This window comes from Roseateles sp. P5_E1 (assembly GCF_054049335.1).
The window spans coordinates 16965-34055 of sequence record NZ_JBFUMN010000056.1; the positions used below are offsets into that span (position 1 = coordinate 16965).

Consider the following 17091-nt stretch of genomic DNA (forward strand, 5'->3'; position numbering starts at 1 on the left):
CGCTTTTCCCTTGAGTCTTAGGTGGCGCGGACTTTACTGAGCGAGGCGACACCCTTGTTTGCGAGCATGTCCGCGCGCTCGTTGCCGGGGTCGCCCGMATGWCCCTTGACCCAGCGCCASTCGACCGTGTGGAGCTTCCTCAGCGCGTCCAGGCGCTGCCAGAGGTCGGCGTTCTTGACCGGCTTGCCGTCGGCCGTCTTCCAGCCACGGCGCTGCCAGTTGACGATCCATTCGGTGATGCCCTTGCGCACATATTCGCTGTCCAGGTAGACGACGACGTCGCAGCTGCGCTTGAGCGAGGCCAGGGCCTCGATGGGCGCGGTCAGCTCCATGCGGTTGTTGGTCGTCTCGCGCTCGCCACCGAAGAGTTCCTTGTCGTGGCCGCCGCTGCTCAGCCAGGCACCCCAGCCGCCAGGGCCGGGGTTGCCCTTGCAAGCGCCGTCGGTGTAGATGGTGACCTGCGGGCGCTTGATAAGGGTGGTGGGCTTGGGGGTCGGTTCGGTCATTCTTTTTTGTGGTGGTTGTTCAGCGCAACGGCGGGCGCCTTTTTTGCCGCTGCACGCGAGTTCTTGGCCAGGCCGATCATGCGCATGYCGTGCACGCGCTTGACCGCCTGGATGAAATAGACCGCACCCAGCACCGGCCACCAGCGCGAGCCGATGCCGTCGACCCAGCGCCAGCGCTGCAGCCACGCCTCGGAGCGCAGCGGTGGCCGATAGATGCCGAAGCGCGCCGCCTCGACGTCAAAGCTGAGCAGCTTGAGCCAGTCGCGCAGCCGCCAGTAGCCGATGAAGTCGCCATCACGGGGCAGATAGGGCTCGCCGCGGCGCTTGAGGCGGCCGAGATTCTGGCGCAGCCCCCACAGGCTGGCCGGGTTCAGGCCGAAGACGATGAGCCGCCCCTCGGGCCGCAGCACGCGCTCGACTTCGCGCAACAAGGCGTGGGCGTCTGGCGCCAGCTCCAGCGCGTGCGGCAGCAGCACGAGGTCGAGGCTGGCGCTTTCGAAAGGTAGCGCGTCAAAATCGCAAAGCAGGTCACGACCGGCCAGCCAGCGGTGGGGCATGCGGTTGGTCTGCAGACCGTTCAGTTCGGGCAGGCCGAGTTGTAAGGCGTGAAACCCGAACAAATCGGTCACGGCTGCGTCGACCTGGGCCTGCTCCCAGGCAAGCAGATGGTGCCCGGGCGGGGTTTGCAGCCAGGCTGTCAAATCTATACTCGGCGCTTTATCTGTCATGGGTTGGCGCCATTGACGCTCAGTTTGACGCTCACGCCGCTTCCTGCATTCGACGACAACTACCTCTGGCTGCTGGATAACGGCCGCGAGGCCCTCGTCGTCGACCCCGGCGACGCCGCGCCGGTGGCTGCGGCGCTGGATGCCCGGGGCCTGACGCTGGCGGGCATTCTATTGACCCACCACCATGGCGATCACGTCGGTGGCGTCGACGCACTGCGGCCACGCCTGCAAGGCCCCATCTACGGCCCCGTCCACGAGGAGCTGCCTGAGCCAGTACAGCGCCTGCATGGCGGCGATGCGGTCGAGTTGCTCGGCCTCAAGTTCGCCGTCATGGACGTGCCCGGCCACACCGCGGGTCACATCGCCTACTTTGCTGCTGACGTCCCTGGCAGCGACCCCCTGCTCTTCTGCGGCGACACCCTCTTCAGCGCCGGCTGTGGCCGCCTCTTCGAAGGCACGCCGGCGCAGATGCATGCCTCGCTGCAATCCCTGGCCGCGCTGCCGTCCGAGACCCAGGTCTGTTGCGCCCATGAATACACCCTGTCCAACCTGCGCTTTGCGCGCGAGGTGGACCCGGCCAACGCGGCGCTGGCGACCTATGCCGCCTGGTGCGAGGCCGAACGCGCCGCCGGCCGGCCCACGCTGCCCGGCCGCATCGGCAACGAGGTGCGCATCAACCCTTTCCTGCGTTGTACCGAAGCCGCTCTGCGTGAGGCCGCTCGCCGCCACGCCCCCCTCAAACTCCCGGCCGCGCCCAGCCCGGTCGATGTGTTCGCCACCTTGCGCGAATGGAAGAACGGATTCCGATGACCCTGATTCACCGACTCTCTCCCAAGGCGCTCGCGCGCCTTTCTCCGATCCTTTTGGCTGCCCTGCTTGCCGCCTGCGCCACCACCGCTCCGGTCGATCCCGCCAGCCTCGACACCCCGCCTACCCCACTCCCCGTTGCCGCTGAACCTGCCCCCGCGCCGCTGACGCTCGCGGCACCCGCGCCGGTGCGCGCCATCGCGGCCGAGCTGCTCGAGGACAACCTGCGCCCTGGCGAGAAGATCGACCTCGACGCGCCGGATGTGAACGCCGACCTGTGGGCCCGCGTGCGCAAGGGCTTCCAGCTGCAGGACCTGGACGACGACTGGGTGCGCAAGGCCGAGGCCTGGTACACCGCGCGCCCCGACTACGTCGAGCGCATGACGACGCGCGGCAGCCGCTACCTCTTCCACATCCTGGACGAAGTCGAGAAGCGCGGCATGCCTGCCGAGCTGGCCCTGCTGCCCTTCGTGGAGAGCGCCTTCGTCACGCACGCCGTGTCGACGGCCAAGGCTACCGGCATGTGGCAGTTCATGCCCGCCACCGGGCGCGACTTCGATCTCAAGCAGAACATCTTCCGCGACGACCGACGCGACGTGCTGGCCTCCACCCGCGCCGCGCTGGACTACCTCGGCCGCCTGCACAAGCAGTTCGGTGACTGGCATCTGGCGCTGGCGGCCTACAACTGGGGCCAGGGCAATGTGCAGAAGGCGGTGGCGCGCAATCAAAAGCTCGGCCTGCCGACCGACTACGCCAGCCTGAAGATGCCCGATGAAACGCGCTACTACGTGCCCAAGCTGCAGGCGGTGAAGAACATCGTCTTCGCACCCGATCGCTATGCGCTGACGCTGCCGGTGGTGGCCAACCACCCGTATTTCCTGAGCGTGAAGATCGAGCGCGACATCGACGTGGCCCTGGCCGCCCAGCTTGCCGGCATCACGCTGGAAACCTTCCAGCAGTTCAACCCGCAGATGAACAAGCCGGTCATCCTGGCCGCCGCCACGCCCCAGGTGCTGCTGCCTTATGACCAGGCCAGTGCCTTCGCCGAGAACCTGGCCCGCCACAGCGGCCCGCTCGCGAGCTGGACGGCCTGGGTCGTGCCCAAGACCATGAGCCCGGGCGAGGCCGCCAAGCGTGCCGGCACCAGCGAAGCGCTGCTGCGCGACATCAACAAGATTCCGCCCAAGATGCTCGTGAAGGCCGGTTCGACGCTGCTGGTGCCGCGCGGCGAACACATCGTCGCCGACGTGTCCGAGCGCCTGGCTGACACCGCCGCGCTCAACCTCGCGCCCGACGCGCCGCCGCTGCGCCGTGTGACGCACAAGGCCGGCAAGGCTGACACCGTGGCCACCATCGCCGCCCGCTACAAGGTGCGCAGCGAGCAGGTGGCGCAGTGGAACAAGCTGGCCGCCAACGGCCGCCTCAAGCCGGGCCAGGCCGTCGTCGTCTACACCGCCTATTCGCCGGCCAAGGCGCCGGTGGCCAAGGCGACGCCCGCCAAGGTCGTGAAGGTGGCCGCCAAGGCGCAGCCCAAGGGCAAGGGCGGCAAGGGCCGCACCGTCGTGGCCGCGGCCACGCCTTGAGCCTTGTTTCAGCGAACGAGGAACAGTGCGACGCAGGCCGCCAGGCCTGCAGCCCACACCAGTGAGCGCAGCGCGGCGCGGTCCGCCACATAGAGGCCAATGAAGGCCAGGCGCGCAGCGACGAATCCCACGGCCAGCGCATCCACGCTGCCCTGCGCGGCCTGGTGCTGATGGGCGACAAAGAGGCCGGCGACGAAGATGGGCAGGGCCTCCCAGCTGTTGGCCTGGGCCGCGTTGGCCCGCGCCTGCCAGCCGTCGAGCTTGGCCAGCCATTCGCGCGGCTGGTTGTTGTCGAAACCGCCATCACGCCTGCGCTTGCCGAAGCCCTTGGACTTGGCCAGGAATGTGCAGCCCAGGGGCAGCAGGCAGGCGACGAGCAGGCAGAGTTGGGCAATCGTCATCCGGGCTTCCTCAGCGTCGATCAGTCAAGGCATGAGCTATGGTGCCCAGGTCCACGTATTCGAGCTCACTGCCCACCGGCACGCCGCGCGCAAGCCGCGTCGACTTGATGCTCCGGGCGCGCAGCGCCTCGGCCAGCACATGGGCCGTGGCCTCGCCCTCGGCGGTGAAGCTGGTGGCGAGGATGACTTCCTCGACACCTTCCTCGCTTGCCCGCGCCAGCAATTCGGCCGCGCCGATCTGGCGTGTGCCCACACCATCGAGCGGCGACAGCCGCCCCAGCAGCACGAAGTAGTAGCCGCGATAGGACGCGGTGCGCTCCAGCGCGGCCTGGTCGGCCGGCGTCTCGACGACGCACAGCAGCCGCGCGTCGCGGTCGGCGTCCGCGCAGACGCTGCAGATCGGCGTTTCGCTGAAGGTATGGCAGCGCTCGCAATGCTTGATGTGCTCGCCCGCCGCCGTCAGCGCATCAGCCAGGCGCGGCATGGCCAGCCGGTCATGCTGCAGCAGGTGGTAGGCCATGCGCTGGGCCGACTTCTGGCCCACGCCGGGCAGGCGCTTGAGCGCCTCGATGAGGGTCTCGAGCGCGGTCAAGTCGAGATCAAAACGGGAACTTCATGCCGGGGGGCATCGGCATGCCTTGCGTCAGCTTGCCCATCTTCTCGGAGCTGGTCGCCTCGGCGCGGCGGGCTGCGTCGTTGAAGGCGGCGGCGACGAGGTCTTCCAGCATGTCCTTGTCATCGGCCAGCAGGCTGGGGTCGATGGTCACGCGGCGAACCTCGTGCTTGCAGGTCATCAGCACCTTCACGAGCCCGGCGCCACTCTGGCCCTCGACCTCGATGTTGGCGAGTTCGTCCTGCGCCTTCTTCAGGTTGTCCTGCATCGCCTGGGCTTGCTTCATCAAGCCGGCGAGTTGGCCTTTCATCATGATCGTGTCCTTGTCTATGGAGTGAGAGTCAGCGGCTGCACGGAGCCCGGCAGGATGCGCGCTGAAGGGAATTGGGAGAGCAGTGTGCGCGTCATCGGGTGCTGGGCAGCCAGATCCTCGGCCGCGCGCTGCTGGGCCTCGGCACGGGCGACCGTGCGCAGGGCAATGGAGTCTTCGGCCACGCCGGCCTCGATGTCGAGCCTGGCCTCGAGGGCCGACTCGAGCTTGGCAACCAGGGCCGGCGCGCGCAGGGATTCACGCTCGACGCGCAGCGTCCAGACCTCGCGGCCATCGACACTCGCGCAACCCAGAGCTTGGGCCTGGCGAGCCAGTTCGCCGGTCATGCCGACGAGGTTGAGGGCCGCGATGCGCTCGCCCCATTGCGCGCCTTCGGGTGTCTCGCGCAGTTCGGCGCGGCGCGGCGCCTCGGGCTCGCGGGCGGTGGCTGTCGACACGGGCGCGTCATCGGCTTCCATCCACGGCGGCGGCGCTTCGTCGGGCGGCGGGCCATCCATGTCGTCATCGGCCTGCGCCTCGACTTCGACCGGGCGCGGGCGCAGTCGGTCGCTGAGCCTGGGGGCGGCGGGCTCGGCCACCACGGGCGCCTCGACCACCGGGACCGGCGCGACAACCTTGGGCACCGCCACCGGCKCCGGTGGCGCCACCTTGGGCAGCGGCACGGCGACAACCGCCTTGGCCACTGCCGCCGGCCTCACCAGGGCCGCGGCCTTGATGGGCTTGGGGCTCGTGCCGGCCGGCCGGAAGGCCAGCATGCGCAGCAGCACCATCAACAAACCCGCATATTCGTCTGGCGCCAGATGCAGCTCGGCGCGGCCATGCAGGGCCATGCTGTACATCAGCTGGATCTCGTCGACCGGCAAGGCAGCAGCCAGGCGGCGGATCTCGGCGGTCTCGTTGTCGGCGTCGTCCAGCGCGGTGGGCGCGGCCTGGGCCAGAGCCATCTGCTGGAACAGCGTGGCCAGGTCCTCCAGCGTGCCGGCGGCCGACAGGCCCGCGCCACGCAGCGCATCGGCCTGGGCCACGACGGCCTCACCGCTCGCCGCAGCCAGCGCATCCACGATGGCCACGACATGGCCGCGGTCGACGCTGCCCAGCATCTGGCGCACGCCGGCTTCAGTCAGCGACCCCGCGCCGAAGGCGATGGCCTGGTCGGTCAACGACAGCCCGTCGCGCATCGAGCCGCGAGCCGCACGCGACAGCAGGCGCAGCGCGCCCGGTTCGGCCGGTACGCTCTCCGCGCCCAGCACATTGCCCAGGTGCATCTGCACGTCCGCCGCCGCCATGGGCCGCAAGTTGAACTGCAGGCAGCGCGACAGCACGGTGACCGGCACCTTCTGCGGATCGGTCGTCGCCAGCACGAACTTCAAGTAGTCGGGCGGCTCCTCCAGCGTCTTCAGCAKCGCGTTGAASGCMGYSTTCGASAGCATGTGCACTTCGTCGATCAKGTAGACCTTGAAGCGCCCGACGACCGGCTTGTAGACGGCCTGGTCGAGCAGTTGCGAGATCTCTTCGACACCGCGGTTGGAGGCCGCGTCCAGCTCGACGTAGTCGACGAAGCGACCCGAATCGATATCCCGGCAGGCATGGCAGACGCCGCAGGGCTGGGCCGTGATGCCGCCTGTGCCGTCCGGCCCGGTGCAATTGAGGCTCTTGGCGAGGATGCGCGACACCGTCGTCTTGCCGACGCCGCGGGTGCCGGTGAACAGATAGGCGTGGTGCAGGCGCCCCTGCGTCAAGGCATTGGCGAGGGCCTGCACGACGTGCTCCTGCCCGACGAGCTGCTCGAAACTCTGCGGACGGTATTTGCGGGCCAGGACCTGATAACTCATGCCGGTCATTCTATGAGGGGCCCTCCGTCGATAATTGGCGGATGACCAGTACCGCAGCCCCCCTCACCTACGACCAAGCCGGCGTCAACTACGACCTGATCGACCCGCTGAAGATCACAGCCCAGCGCGCCGCCGCCGCCACGGCGACCCACCTCGCCGGCCACGGCTTCACCGAGGTCAAGGCCTCGCGTGGCGAGTCGGCCTATGTCGTCGACGTGGGGCCCTTCTATTTGGCCTCCATCGTCGAATGCCTGGGCACCAAGACCCTGGTGGCCGACGAGATGGCCAAGCTGACGGGCAAGAGCTTCTTCGCCGGCATCGCCCAGGACACCATCGCGATGGCCGTCAACGACCTGATCACCGTCGGCGCCACGCCGCTGGTCGTGCAGGCCTACTGGGCCGCCGGCGGCAGCGACTGGTTCGGCGACGCCCAGCGCGCCCAGGCCCTGGTGGCCGGCTGGAAGGCCGCCTGCGACACCTGCCAGGTCGCCTGGGGTGGCGGCGAGACGCCGGCCCTGGCCGGCATCGTCGAGGACGGCCGCATCGACCTGGCCGCGTCCTGTACCGGCCTCATCAACCCGAAGGAACGCCTGTCAGTGGGCGACAAGCTCGGTGCCGGCGACGCCATCGTGCTGCTGGCCTCCAGCGGCATCCATGCCAACGGCCTGAGCCTGGCGCGCAAGCTGGCCGAGCGCCTGCCCCAGGGCTACCTCACCGAGATCGAACCGGGCCTCACCTACGGCGAAGCCCTGCTGGCGCCGACTGCGCTGTATTCGCCCGTGACGGAGGCGCTGTGGAAGGCCGGCATCGCGCCGCACTACTGCGCCAACATCACCGGCCACGGCTGGCGCAAGCTGCTGCGCCACCCGAGCCAGCTGACCTACCGCATCCACACCGTGCCGCCCAAGACGGCGGTGCTGGACTTCATCCAGAAGCAAGCCGGCCAGGACGACCGCGAGGCCTATTCGACGCTGAACATGGGCGCGGGCTTCGCCATCTTCGTCAAGGCCGAGGACGCCGAGCGCACTGCGCAGGTGGCGCGCGACTGCGGCATTGAGGCCTGGGTGGCCGGCACGGTGGAAGCGGGCGAGAAGCAACTGCTGATCGAGCCGCTGGACATCCGCTTCAGCGAAGACGACCTACACCTGCGCTGATATGTGGTGTGACGCTCCACGGGCCGAGCGCTGGGCCGCTCCCGAGCCGGCCCGCCATGGCGATGTGCTTGCGGCTCGATGCCGCAAGCATCGCCGTCCCCTCGGGGGACCGACCGGGGTCGCCCGCGTTCAGCGCGGCGAGACCGGGCGAGGGGCTCCATGAGTTGGTATTACACGCAGATGATCCAGTGGCATGTGCTGCTGGCCTGGTGCAGCGTGGGCCTGTTCTTCGTGCGCGGCCTGCTGGTCCAGTTCGGCAACCCACAGCTGCAGGGTTTCGCCAAGGACGCCCGCCTGCTGGTGCTCGTCTTCGGCGTGAATGCCTGCCTCGTCGTCACGGGCCTGAGCCTGTGGGGTTCCATCGGCTACCACCCCATCCGCGACTGGTGGTTGGGCGCGAAGCTCATCGCGCTCGTGGGCTACATGATCTGCGGCCACTGGGCCATGAGCCAGGCGCGCCTGCATCTGTTGGGCTATCTCACCGCACTGGCCCTGCTGACCCTCGCGATGGACCTTTCGATCAACCGGCAATTTCTCCCCGGTTAGAATCTCGCTCGACGGGCCTCCCCGCATGGAAGCGCGCCCAACCGGGTCAGGTGGGGAACCAAGCAGCCCTAAGCGTTGCAACCAGTGCCGGGGGTAAGGCTCGTCACCCTCCCCCAGTCTTCATTGCGTTCCGATCAACCCGGCGATCAACCCGGATTTTTTGGGGTTTCGACGGTCCGCACGGTCAGCGTCGTCATCTGGCCGCCGGCCTCCACGCTGCCCACAACCTGGCCTTCGCGCACGCGGCGTTCGCACATCTCGCGATCTTCCATGGTGGGCTGAGCCTGGCAGCGTTTGAGCGCATTCGCCGCCCACTGCTCAGGACGGTCGCCTGGCGAGATCAGCTTGCCCTGGCGCGCCTGGGCATAGGCCGCGCCGGCCTCGCGCAGGCAGACGTCACGCGGCTGGTTGGTCTGGCCGGTCATGCAGTTGGCCCGTTCGCGCTCGTACTGCAGGCGCTGAGGGTCGACGTTCTTGGCCCGGGGCGCTGCCTGGGCGATGCCGCCAATGGCCATGAGGCCGGCGGCCAGCCAGGCGGTGGCCAGGCGACATCGTGAGCTGTGGTACTGGGTCATCTCAATCTCCTGTGATGCGTGATGACAGCGATGTGGCGCAATGTGGCGATCAGCCACGCGCGCGGACCGGCTGGTTATCGTTAGAGATGTAAACCTCGACGCGGCGGTTCATTGCGCGGTCGGACGTGCTTGAGTTGCTGGCCACCGGGTAGGCCTCGCCATAGCCGCGGGTCGCGACACGGGTCGGGTCGACACCCTGGGCGCGCAGCGCTTCGGCCACGGCCTGCGAGCGGCGCTGCGACAGCGTCAGGTTGGCCGAGTCGCTGCCGACGCTGTCGGTGAAGCCCTCGATCAGCACGCGGCGGTCGGGATGCTGGGTCAGGTAGTGGGCCAGCTTGGCGATGGACGTCTGCGCGGCAGGCTTGATCTCGGCGCGACCGAATTCGAACAGCACGTCGCCCAGCGTGACCAGCATGCCGCGGTCGGTCTGGCGGGCCTGCAGATCGGCCAGCTCCTGCGCGAGTGCGGCAGCCTGGGCCTGGGCCTGGGCGGCGTCCACGTTGGCGGCGGCCGCCTGCTGGCGAGCGGCGTTGGCGTCGGCATTGGCATTGGCGGCTGCGATCTGAGCGTTGGCGGCCTGGTTCTGGGCAACGTTGGCGCGGTTGGCATTGGCATCGGCGCGGGCGCGCTCGCGGTCGGCCTCGGAGGACTTGATGGCCTCTTCTTCCGTGGCAGCGCGGCCGATGGCCATCGCCGTGCGCGCCTGGGTCGATGCGACATAGGCCGCGGAGTCGATGTCAGCGGGCGACTCGCGCTTGGCACTCAGCTCTTCGGCTCGGCGCAGCGAATCAGCGGCCTTCTTGGCGTCCAGCGAGGCGTACTTCAGCACGGCCGGGTCAGCCTCGGCGCTGCGCACATTGGAGCGAGCCTGTTGCAGGGCGGGCGTGACGGTGGGGGCGCTGGCACAGCCCGCGAACAGGGCGGTTGCAGCGGCCAGGGCGGTCAGTGTCGAAACAAATCGGGTAAGGGAAGTCATGGCAATCCTTTCAATGAATCAGGAACGGTTCAGCTGCGCCCGCAACTGCTGGATGCTTTCGCGCACCTCTGCCAGCGCGCGGCTGGAGCGGGCGGTGCGGGCAGTCGCCTGGGCCAGGGCCGCATCGGCCGCGGCTTCATCGGCCAGATGGCGGGCCGCCACATAGTCCTTGCGGGCCATGGCGACGTTGGCACGGGCCAACTTGTCGCGGGCCGTGGACAGCTCCGCGGGTGCTTCTGCGGCATTGCCGCTGGCCTGGTCGACAGCGGAATTGGCCACCGCCATCTGCTCCTTCGGGGCGTCGCCCGTCGTGGCACATGCGGCCAGGGCAGCAGCGGCAAGCACCGCCAACGCGACCCCTCGGCCATTCATCGAATGGTGATTCATACGAACTCCTGTTGTTTGACATACCCGGCGTTCGAGCATCGCCACCCGCCGGTTCGGGTTCTCTCAGGATGCCTAACGAGTATTCGCGACGGAGGGCCCGGCCCCAGTCGGAGGGCCGGTGCGGCACCGGTCAGCGTGGGGCCTCAAGCGGTGTGGGATTTGCCCTACAGCGGCGTTAGGGCCGCACGCGCCTCAGCCAGTGGCTTGGCGGAAGGCCATCACGGCCTGGTTGCGAAGGGTGCGCAGCAGCGAGAGTTCCTTCTCGCCCAGTTGCACGGCGCCGGCCAGAGCGTGGTCGGCGTAGATGAGCCCCAGGGGCGAACCCTTCAGCATGAGCGGCAGCAGCAGGAAGCTCTGCGCCTGCAGCTCGCCACGGAACCAGCTCGGCAGCCGCGGGGCGATGTTGGCGGCACGCGCATCCTGGATCAGCGTGTCGGCGCCCTTCAGGCAGACGGCGGCGAACAGGTCCAGCGGCTGGGCCGTCAGGTCGATGCGCAGCAGCGGCGCAAGGCGCTCCACATCGGCGCCCACGCCGAGCCGCCCGGTGAGGGCCTGGCCGCGCGCATCGCGCAGGCAGAACAGGACACGTCGAAAGCCCAGCGCGCGATAGATGGTCTCCAGGATCATGCGCAGCACGGCATTGAGCTGGAACTGCTCGACCATCGCGTCGGTGATGTCCTGCACGCCGGCGGCCAACAACTGCGTGGCCTGATCGGCGGGCGAAACCGCGCGCTGGTCCTGGGTGCGCTCCAGCACCTGGGTGGGCGCGAGTTCGTGCGCTGTCAGCGAGTCGTGCGCCGAGGGCGTCAACGGCGCGAGCAAGCGCTGCGCACGCGAGTCCTTGGGCAGGTGCAGCTCCAGCGCCTCGGTCATCTGCGCGAGGTGCTGGCGCGCCGTGTCCGCGGCCTTCTCGAAGGTTTCTGCGCTGAGCCCCAGGGCGCGCGAATGGCGCTGGGCCATGGCACGCAGCTTGGCGTGCGCCTGCTCGGGCGGCGTGTTCAGGATCAGGTCGGCCATGTCGTTGCTGGCGCGGGCCAGCCAGCGCTGGCGCTCGGTACCGTCTTCCAGCAGGCGCTGCGGCGCCTCGCCCACCGGGCGGCGCATGGCGCGCTGCAGGCTGTCGGGCAGGCCCCATTGCCTGGCCACGCCCAGCCCCAGGGCCTCGTAGCTCATGCCCAGCACCTGGGCCGAAGCGGCCGCCTCGCTGATGGCGGGCTGGCCGTCGTCAGTTGGGCTGACGAGGCGGCGCACGGCGTCGGCCTCCTCGGGGAAATAGAACTCGGTCAGCGAGCGACCGAGGTGGTGGAACATCGCGCCGAGAAAGGCCTCCTCGGCCTCGCGCGGGTTGGGGCAGAGTTCGCGCGCCAGCGACGCCGCCATCAGCGAGCGCAGATAGTCCTCGCGCAGCCGCTTGGCGTGGCCCTTGTTCTCCATGCGCTCCAGCAGCACCAGGCTCAGCGCCAGGTTGCGGATGCCGGCAAAGCCGATCAGGGCCACCGCGCGCGACACCGTGCTGATGCCGCCACCACCGGCGTGCCGGTACTGGGCCGTGTTGACCAGGCGCAGCAGCTTTTGCGTCAGCGCCACGTCCTTCAGGATCTCGTTGGACAGGCTGGCCAGGCTTTCGTTCTCGGACTGCGTCAGGCGCTGGATGCGTTGAATGGCGTCGGACAGCGCCGGGAAATCGCTCTTGTGGCGCATGCGGCGCAGCAGAAAGTCCAGCACCGGCGCGTCCTGGGCCTCGGCGTCGGGCTCGGCGACAGGGCGCAGCCAGGCGGCCAGTGCGTCGCGCAGCAGGGCCGCACTCGGCCAGCGCGCCGATGGCTCGCGCGCCAGGCCGCGCTGAACGATGGCGCGCAAGGCGTCATCCACGCTGCTGTCCAGGCCCGAGGGCAGCATGAGGTCGGTGGTCTGCACGCGCTGGATGGTGCGCCAGGGATCGGGGTCGTGGTTGAGGCGCTGGCCRCTCAGCATCTCGGCCAGCATGATGGCCGCAGCGAACACGTCCATCTGCGGATGCGGTGGCGCACCGCGCGCGGCCTCGGGCGAGATATAGCCCGGCGTACCGACGATGCGTGACGGTGCGTTGGTGTCGGTCGAAACCCGCGCCGCGATGCCGAAGTCCATCACGCGCGGCCGCCCGCGAGCGTCGAGCAGGATGTTGCTGGGCTTGAGGTCGCGGTGCACGAGGCCGGCGGCGTGCGCTGCGGTGAGGCCGTCCAGGATGCCCAGCATGAGGGTGACGGCCTCGGCCGCCGTCGGGCGGGGGCCGGCGCGCAGGCGCTGGCTGAGCGTGCCGCCGGACACGTATTCGAAGACGAGATAGGAACGCCCACCCTGGGCGTCGGCCTCGAAGACCGGCACGATGTTCGGGTGGGTYAGCCGGCTGACGGCGCGGGCCTCGTGCAGCCACTCGTCGAGGGTGCCGGGCTCGCTGGAATCGGCAAACTGGGCCTTCAGCAGCTTGACGGCGACCTCGCGGTCCAGCAACGGGTCGTGGGCCAGCCAGACCGTGGCCTGCGCGCCCTCGCCCAGGCGCTGCAGCAGACGGAAGCGACCGAGTTGGGGGGGCAGGTCGTCGTCGGCCATGAATCCAGCTCAGGAGCCGCCGCGGGCGGACAGACGTTCGCGCAGCGAGGACGACGGCGCGCCATCGTCGGCCGGCGCGGTCGCAGGCGGCTTGTGCGCGCCCGGGTTCAAGGCTTCCATGACCTCGCGCAGGCCGACACCCAGCGCCTTGGCATAGCGCCGCGTCGCGGCTTCCAGCGCCGGGCGGCGGCGCGCCTCGGGCAGGCCGAGGGCGTCGATCAGTTCGTTGGCAAAGCTGCAGGTCAGGCGGATGGCATCGGCATCGCTGCGCGCCGGATGCACGGCGCCGTCCAGCGGCTGGCGGCGGATCATCTGCAGCAACTCGTCACCCAGGCCCCAGTGCCGCGCCACCGCGGCGCCCATGGCGTCCAGGTCGCAGCCCAGCACGGCGTAGGCCGCCGCCTGCTCGCTCATCGCGGGCGGGTTGGGCTGCTCTTCGGTGGGCTCGGGCGGCACCATCAGCTGGCGGATCTGCTGGGCGTCATCCGGGAAGTGGTATTGCAGCAGCAGGCGGCCCAGGTTCTGCATGACCGTGATCAGGTGCACGACCTCGCCGTCATAGCCCGCCGGGCGCAGCGCCTGCGCGACCTGGGCAGCCTTGGTGACGCGAGCCATCAGCTGGCGCAGCATCTCGGCAGCCATCGGCGCCAGCGGCCCCGGCCAGGGCTTGAGCGCGTTGGCCGCGAGCTGCACGCCGTCCAGGCCCAGCATCTGGATGGCGCGCTGCATGTTCAGCACCGTTTCGCCGTGGTGGCCGCTCTGCCTGAGCGCGTTGTTCACGCGGCGCACCAGCTCCAGGCTCAGGGCCATGTCCTTCAGCACGAATTCGGACAGCGCACTGGCATGCTGAGACTCCAGGCCTGAACCGCCCGTGAAGCGGTGCAAGCCGGTCATCGTCGTCGGCAGGTGGCCGATGCGCTGCAGCTTGTCCATCAGCAATGCGACGGGGCCGCCGCTGTCGTGCGCCGCCGACGTGCGCCAGCCGTCCAGTGCACGCCAGAAGCTGCGCGCAAGGTGGTAGCGCTGGCGCAGCTGGCGCTCGGTCGCCCGGTTGCAGATGGCGCGCAGCGGGTCGGCGATGGGGTGAGGCGTCTCCCAGCCCAGGCGCACCATTTCACGCCCGAGGGGCTGCATCTGCTGCACGACGTGCTGCAGGTCGTTTTCCTCCAGCACGGGCTTGCCGCTGAGGATGCGGTTGAGCAGCAGACCGACACAGAGCACGTCCTCCTCGGCCGACTCGCGCACCGCACGGCGCGTCACGGCGTTGAAATCCACCGTGGCCGGGAAGACCTCCTGCGCGACTTCCAGGCCAATGAGGCGCACCTTGTCGCCGGCGTCGATGACGAGGCTGGCGGTCTGGATGTCCCGGTGGGCGTGGCCGGCCTCATGGGCGAAGGCCAGGCCTTCGAGCAACTGGGCAATCCAGCCGGCCGCGTCGATGGGCAGGGGCGCGTTCTGGCGCGCCAGGCGCTCGTCCAGCGTCTCGCCCAGGGCGCGGTCGTAGACCACATAAGGCCAGTTCTCGATCTGGCCGATCTCGAACGGACGTGCCAGGTTGGGGTGCTGCACCCGCTCGGCACCTTGGGCCATGCGCAGCCAATGCTCCAGCGCGGCCGCGCTGTTGGGCTTGTCACGCGGCATGCAGAGCATCAGCTCCTGGCCATGGCGGGGGTCGAAGACGCCCCAGATCAGGCTGCGGGCGCTCTTGGACAGCAACGCGCGCAGCTCAAAGCGGCCAAAGCTCTTCGGCGGTGGGGCGGCGGGGCTGGAACTGGAATCAGGCACGGCAGACGTGGGTGGGCTGTAACAGATGGTTTCCCTGCATTGGACTCCAGGCCAGGAGGGTCCAGCTTGCAGGCAAGCGTCGAAATGCGACGGAATTCCCTGGCAGTCCAGGTCTTGCGTGCATCAGCTCACATCTTGGCCCGGATCGTGTCCGTTTTACACCGGCATTGCGCCTGATGCGCAGGCCGTCGCCGCAATCCGGCTTCAGGCTGTGAGCTGACTCCAGACTTTGTGGCTGCGACATAACTTGCCTGCGGCAAGTGAGTCTGCGCCGCAAGGTTCGATCTCAGCCTGTCAGCTGAGACCAAACCTTGTCCAGCCTCTTCACGCTGACGGGCTGCGGCGTGCGCAGTTCCTGCGCGAACAGGCTGACCCGCAGTTCCTCCAGTTGCCAGCGGAAGTCGTCGAGCCTCGCGTCGCGAACACCCTTCAGCTCTGCCATGCGGCGCGTGTAGCGCTGCTCCAGCGGCTTGACCTCGCTCATCAGTTTGGCGTCGCGGTCCGGGTCGGCGCGCAGCTTGTCCAAGCGCGCGGTGATGGCCTTCAGGTAGCGCGGCAGGTGCTGCAGCTGGGCCCAGGGCGTGTCCAGCGCAAAGCGCTTGGGCACCAGGCGCTGCAACTGCGCAGTGATGTCATCGCCGACATCCTTGGCTGGCCGAGAGTCTTTCAGTTTGCGACTCGCATTGGCCAGCTCCTGCAGCACGGCATGCGCAGCGCGGGCCACTTCCTGCGCAATGAGATTCAGGCGGCTGCGGCCTTCTTCAATGCGCTTCTTGAAGCTGATCGGATCGGTCGGCAGAGGGTCGGCCAGGAAGGCGCGGTCCAGGGCCACGCCGATGATCTGGTCACGCAGGTCCTCGGCCGTACCCAGGCCCATGTAGAGCACGGACATGCGTTGCAGGTCGGGAATGTTCTTTTCCAGGAACTTCAAAGGTTCCTTGAGCTGCAGTGCGATCAGCCGGCGCAGGCCGGCGCGGTGCTTCGCGGCAGCGACCTCGGGTTCGTCGAAGACCTCGATCTCGACGTGGGCGCCCTTGTCGATCAGCGCCGGGAAGCCGATCAGCGTCTGGCCACCCTTGCGGACTTCAAGCAGCTCGGGCAGCTCGCCGAAAGTCCAGTCCGTATAGGCCTGAGCGGCATCGCGCACGGGTGCCGCGGGCTTGACGATCTCGGCGCGGATGCCGCGTTCGGGTTGCGGCTTCGGCGCCGGCTCGGCGGCAGGCAGTTTCAGCGCTGCCAAGGCCTGGAAAGCCGACCGCGCCTGGCCACCCAGCTCAGCCTTCAGCGCGGCGAGCTGGCGGCCCTGGCCGAGCTGGCGGCCATGCTCGTCGACGACGCGGAAGTTCATGAACAGGTGGGGTGCCAATTGCTCCAGCTTGAAGTCGTTGCGCTGCACGGCGATCTGGCTGCGGTCCTTCACGGCCCTGAGCAGCGTGTCCACCAGTCCACCCTGGCAGAACGGCTGCAGCTCGATGAACTCGGCGACGAAATCCGGCAGCGGCGTCAGCCGCGCGCGCGGTTTCTGGTGCAGGCTCTTCAGCAGCGCCGTCACCTTTTGCGCCAGCATGCCCGGCACCAGCCATTCGGCGCGTTCCTCGCTGACCTGGTTGAGCGCAAAGATGGGCACGGTCACCGTCAGGCCATCGCGGGCGTCGCCGGGCTGGTGCAGATAGGTCGCCGCGCAGTCCACGCCGCCCAGGCGGATGACCTTGGGGAAGGCCTCGCTCGTGACACCCGCCGCCTCGTGGCGCATCAGCTCGTCCTGGCTGAGCTGCAGCAGCTTGTCGTCGCTCTTGCTGGCCTCGCGCCACCACTTCAGCAGCGTCGCGCCGGAGAACACGTTCGCCGGCAGCTTGTCGTCGTAGAAGGCGTAGATCAGCTCGTCGTCGACCAGCACGTCCTGGCGGCGCGACTTGTGCTCCAGCGCCTCGACCTTGGCAATCTGGCGTCGGTTGTGGGCCAGGAAGGGCAGCTGCCGCACGAGGTCATCCGGCAGGTCGTCATTGACCAGGCCCTCGCGGATGAAGATCTCGCGCGCCGCCTTCGGGTCCACGCGGCCGAAGTTCACGCGCTTGTTGCTGTACAGCACGATGCCGTAGAGCGTCGCGCGCTCGAGCGCCACGACCTCGGCAGCCTTCTTCTCCCAGTGCGGCTCCAGCAGCTGGGTCTTGATCAGATGGCCGGCGATGGGCGGCAGCCATTGCGGCTCGATGTTGGCGATGCCGCGGCCGTACAGCCGCGAGGTGTCGACCAGCTCGGCGGCCACGATCCAGCGGCC

Annotated in this window: 16 protein-coding genes and 1 other RNA gene; 5 read left to right on the top strand and 12 right to left on the bottom strand. The window is 68.8% G+C overall.

Annotated elements, in window-relative coordinates; translation table 11 throughout:
* Nucleotides 1-17: 17 nt before the first annotated feature.
* Both rnhA and ACXJKJ_RS25590 read right to left on the bottom strand, forming a co-directional pair.
* A complete protein-coding gene (gene rnhA / locus ACXJKJ_RS25585; protein WP_457393521.1) occupies nucleotides 18-506 on the bottom strand; it encodes a ribonuclease HI in 489 nt (162 codons plus the stop codon).
* Complete coding sequence (locus tag ACXJKJ_RS25590; protein WP_457393523.1) at nucleotides 503-1234, bottom strand: class I SAM-dependent methyltransferase; 732 nt, start codon at nucleotides 1232-1234, stop codon at nucleotides 503-505. Before ACXJKJ_RS25590 ends, rnhA begins: the two co-directional genes overlap by 4 nt.
* Before the next feature lie 24 nt (nucleotides 1235-1258).
* Here ACXJKJ_RS25590 and gloB point away from each other — a divergent pair, with 24 nt between their 5' ends.
* Together gloB and ACXJKJ_RS25600 are read left to right on the top strand one after the other, a co-directional pair.
* Nucleotides 1259-2044 carry a hydroxyacylglutathione hydrolase gene (gene gloB / locus ACXJKJ_RS25595; protein WP_056198025.1) on the top strand — a complete coding sequence of 262 codons (786 nt, stop codon included), beginning with the start codon at nucleotides 1259-1261 and terminating at the stop codon, nucleotides 2042-2044.
* On the top strand, nucleotides 2041-3624 hold the full coding sequence (locus ACXJKJ_RS25600) for a transglycosylase SLT domain-containing protein (RefSeq protein WP_457325271.1): 1584 nt from the start codon (nucleotides 2041-2043) through the stop codon (nucleotides 3622-3624). Before gloB ends, ACXJKJ_RS25600 begins: the two co-directional genes overlap by 4 nt.
* 8 nt (nucleotides 3625-3632) lie before the next feature.
* On the opposite strand, the gene ACXJKJ_RS25605 is transcribed toward ACXJKJ_RS25600, so the two are convergent.
* The 4 genes from ACXJKJ_RS25605 to dnaX are packed head-to-tail and all read right to left on the bottom strand — an operon-like array spanning nucleotide 3633 to nucleotide 6801.
* On the bottom strand, nucleotides 3633-4025 hold the full coding sequence (locus tag ACXJKJ_RS25605; RefSeq protein WP_457393525.1) for an MAPEG family protein: 393 nt from the start codon (nucleotides 4023-4025) through the stop codon (nucleotides 3633-3635).
* A gap of 10 nt (nucleotides 4026-4035) precedes the next feature.
* Nucleotides 4036-4617, bottom strand: coding sequence for a recombination mediator RecR (recR, locus tag ACXJKJ_RS25610; RefSeq protein ID WP_056198032.1), 582 nt, complete (start codon nucleotides 4615-4617; stop codon nucleotides 4036-4038).
* Between the two features lie 7 nt (nucleotides 4618-4624).
* Nucleotides 4625-4951, bottom strand: a complete 327-nt coding sequence (locus tag ACXJKJ_RS25615) for a YbaB/EbfC family nucleoid-associated protein (RefSeq protein WP_056198033.1) — start codon at nucleotides 4949-4951, stop codon at nucleotides 4625-4627.
* A gap of 14 nt (nucleotides 4952-4965) precedes the next feature.
* Nucleotides 4966-6801, bottom strand: a complete 1836-nt coding sequence (gene dnaX / locus ACXJKJ_RS25620; RefSeq protein ID WP_457393528.1) for a DNA polymerase III subunit gamma/tau — start codon at nucleotides 6799-6801, stop codon at nucleotides 4966-4968.
* 41 nt (nucleotides 6802-6842) lie between these two features.
* On the opposite strand from dnaX, the gene ACXJKJ_RS25625 reads away from it, so the two are divergent.
* The 3 genes from ACXJKJ_RS25625 to ffs all read left to right on the top strand — a co-directional run bounded on the left by ACXJKJ_RS25625 (nucleotide 6843) and on the right by ffs (nucleotide 8609).
* Complete coding sequence (locus ACXJKJ_RS25625; RefSeq protein WP_457393530.1) at nucleotides 6843-7955, top strand: AIR synthase-related protein; 1113 nt, start codon at nucleotides 6843-6845, stop codon at nucleotides 7953-7955.
* Nucleotides 7956-8114: 159 nt separating this feature from the next.
* A complete protein-coding gene (locus ACXJKJ_RS25630; RefSeq protein WP_457393532.1) occupies nucleotides 8115-8501 on the top strand; it encodes a SirB2 family protein in 387 nt (128 codons plus the stop codon).
* 10 nt (nucleotides 8502-8511) lie between these two features.
* Nucleotides 8512-8609, top strand: an RNA gene (ffs, locus tag ACXJKJ_RS25635) — signal recognition particle sRNA small type.
* 38 nt (nucleotides 8610-8647) lie between these two features.
* On the opposite strand, the gene ACXJKJ_RS25640 is transcribed toward ffs, so the two are convergent.
* The 6 genes from ACXJKJ_RS25640 to ACXJKJ_RS25665 form a co-directional block, all read right to left on the bottom strand.
* Nucleotides 8648-9076 (bottom strand): hypothetical protein, encoded by a 429-nt coding sequence (locus tag ACXJKJ_RS25640; protein WP_056198038.1) that lies wholly within the window; start codon nucleotides 9074-9076, stop codon nucleotides 8648-8650.
* A 49-nt stretch (nucleotides 9077-9125) separates the two neighbouring features.
* The gene (locus ACXJKJ_RS25645; protein WP_457393534.1) at nucleotides 9126-10052 is read right to left on the bottom strand and encodes an OmpA family protein; all 927 of its coding nucleotides are present in this window, start codon (nucleotides 10050-10052) and stop codon (nucleotides 9126-9128) included.
* Nucleotides 10053-10070: 18 nt separating this feature from the next.
* Complete coding sequence (locus tag ACXJKJ_RS25650) at nucleotides 10071-10439, bottom strand: DUF4398 domain-containing protein (RefSeq protein WP_082532696.1); 369 nt, start codon at nucleotides 10437-10439, stop codon at nucleotides 10071-10073.
* Nucleotides 10440-10631: 192 nt separating this feature from the next.
* The gene (locus ACXJKJ_RS25655; RefSeq protein WP_457393537.1) at nucleotides 10632-13028 is read right to left on the bottom strand and encodes a protein kinase domain-containing protein; all 2397 of its coding nucleotides are present in this window, start codon (nucleotides 13026-13028) and stop codon (nucleotides 10632-10634) included.
* Between the two features lie 9 nt (nucleotides 13029-13037).
* Nucleotides 13038-14813, bottom strand: coding sequence for an HDOD domain-containing protein (locus tag ACXJKJ_RS25660; RefSeq protein ID WP_457393539.1), 1776 nt, complete (start codon nucleotides 14811-14813; stop codon nucleotides 13038-13040).
* 286 nt (nucleotides 14814-15099) lie between these two features.
* The coding region (locus tag ACXJKJ_RS25665) for a DUF3418 domain-containing protein (RefSeq protein ID WP_457393541.1) at nucleotides 15100-17091 on the bottom strand (1992 nt) is incomplete at its 5' end.

Excerpts from the sequence above, each read along its gene's own strand:
- ACXJKJ_RS25615 (WP_056198033.1), bottom strand. The coding sequence starts at position 4,951 with ATGATGAAAGGCCAACTCGCCGGCTTGATGAAGCAAGCCCAGGCGATG.
- ACXJKJ_RS25645 (WP_457393534.1), bottom strand. The coding sequence starts at position 10,052 with ATGACTTCCCTTACCCGATTTGTTTCGACACTGACCGCCCTGGCCGCT.
- ACXJKJ_RS25625 (WP_457393530.1), top strand. The coding sequence starts at position 6,843 with ATGACCAGTACCGCAGCCCCCCTCACCTACGACCAAGCCGGCGTCAAC.
- ACXJKJ_RS25630 (WP_457393532.1), top strand. The coding sequence starts at position 8,115 with ATGAGTTGGTATTACACGCAGATGATCCAGTGGCATGTGCTGCTGGCC.
- ACXJKJ_RS25605 (WP_457393525.1), bottom strand. The coding sequence starts at position 4,025 with ATGACGATTGCCCAACTCTGCCTGCTCGTCGCCTGCCTGCTGCCCCTG.
- ACXJKJ_RS25650 (WP_082532696.1), bottom strand. The coding sequence starts at position 10,439 with ATGAATCACCATTCGATGAATGGCCGAGGGGTCGCGTTGGCGGTGCTT.
- ACXJKJ_RS25600 (WP_457325271.1), top strand. The coding sequence starts at position 2,041 with ATGACCCTGATTCACCGACTCTCTCCCAAGGCGCTCGCGCGCCTTTCT.
- ACXJKJ_RS25640 (WP_056198038.1), bottom strand. The coding sequence starts at position 9,076 with ATGACCCAGTACCACAGCTCACGATGTCGCCTGGCCACCGCCTGGCTG.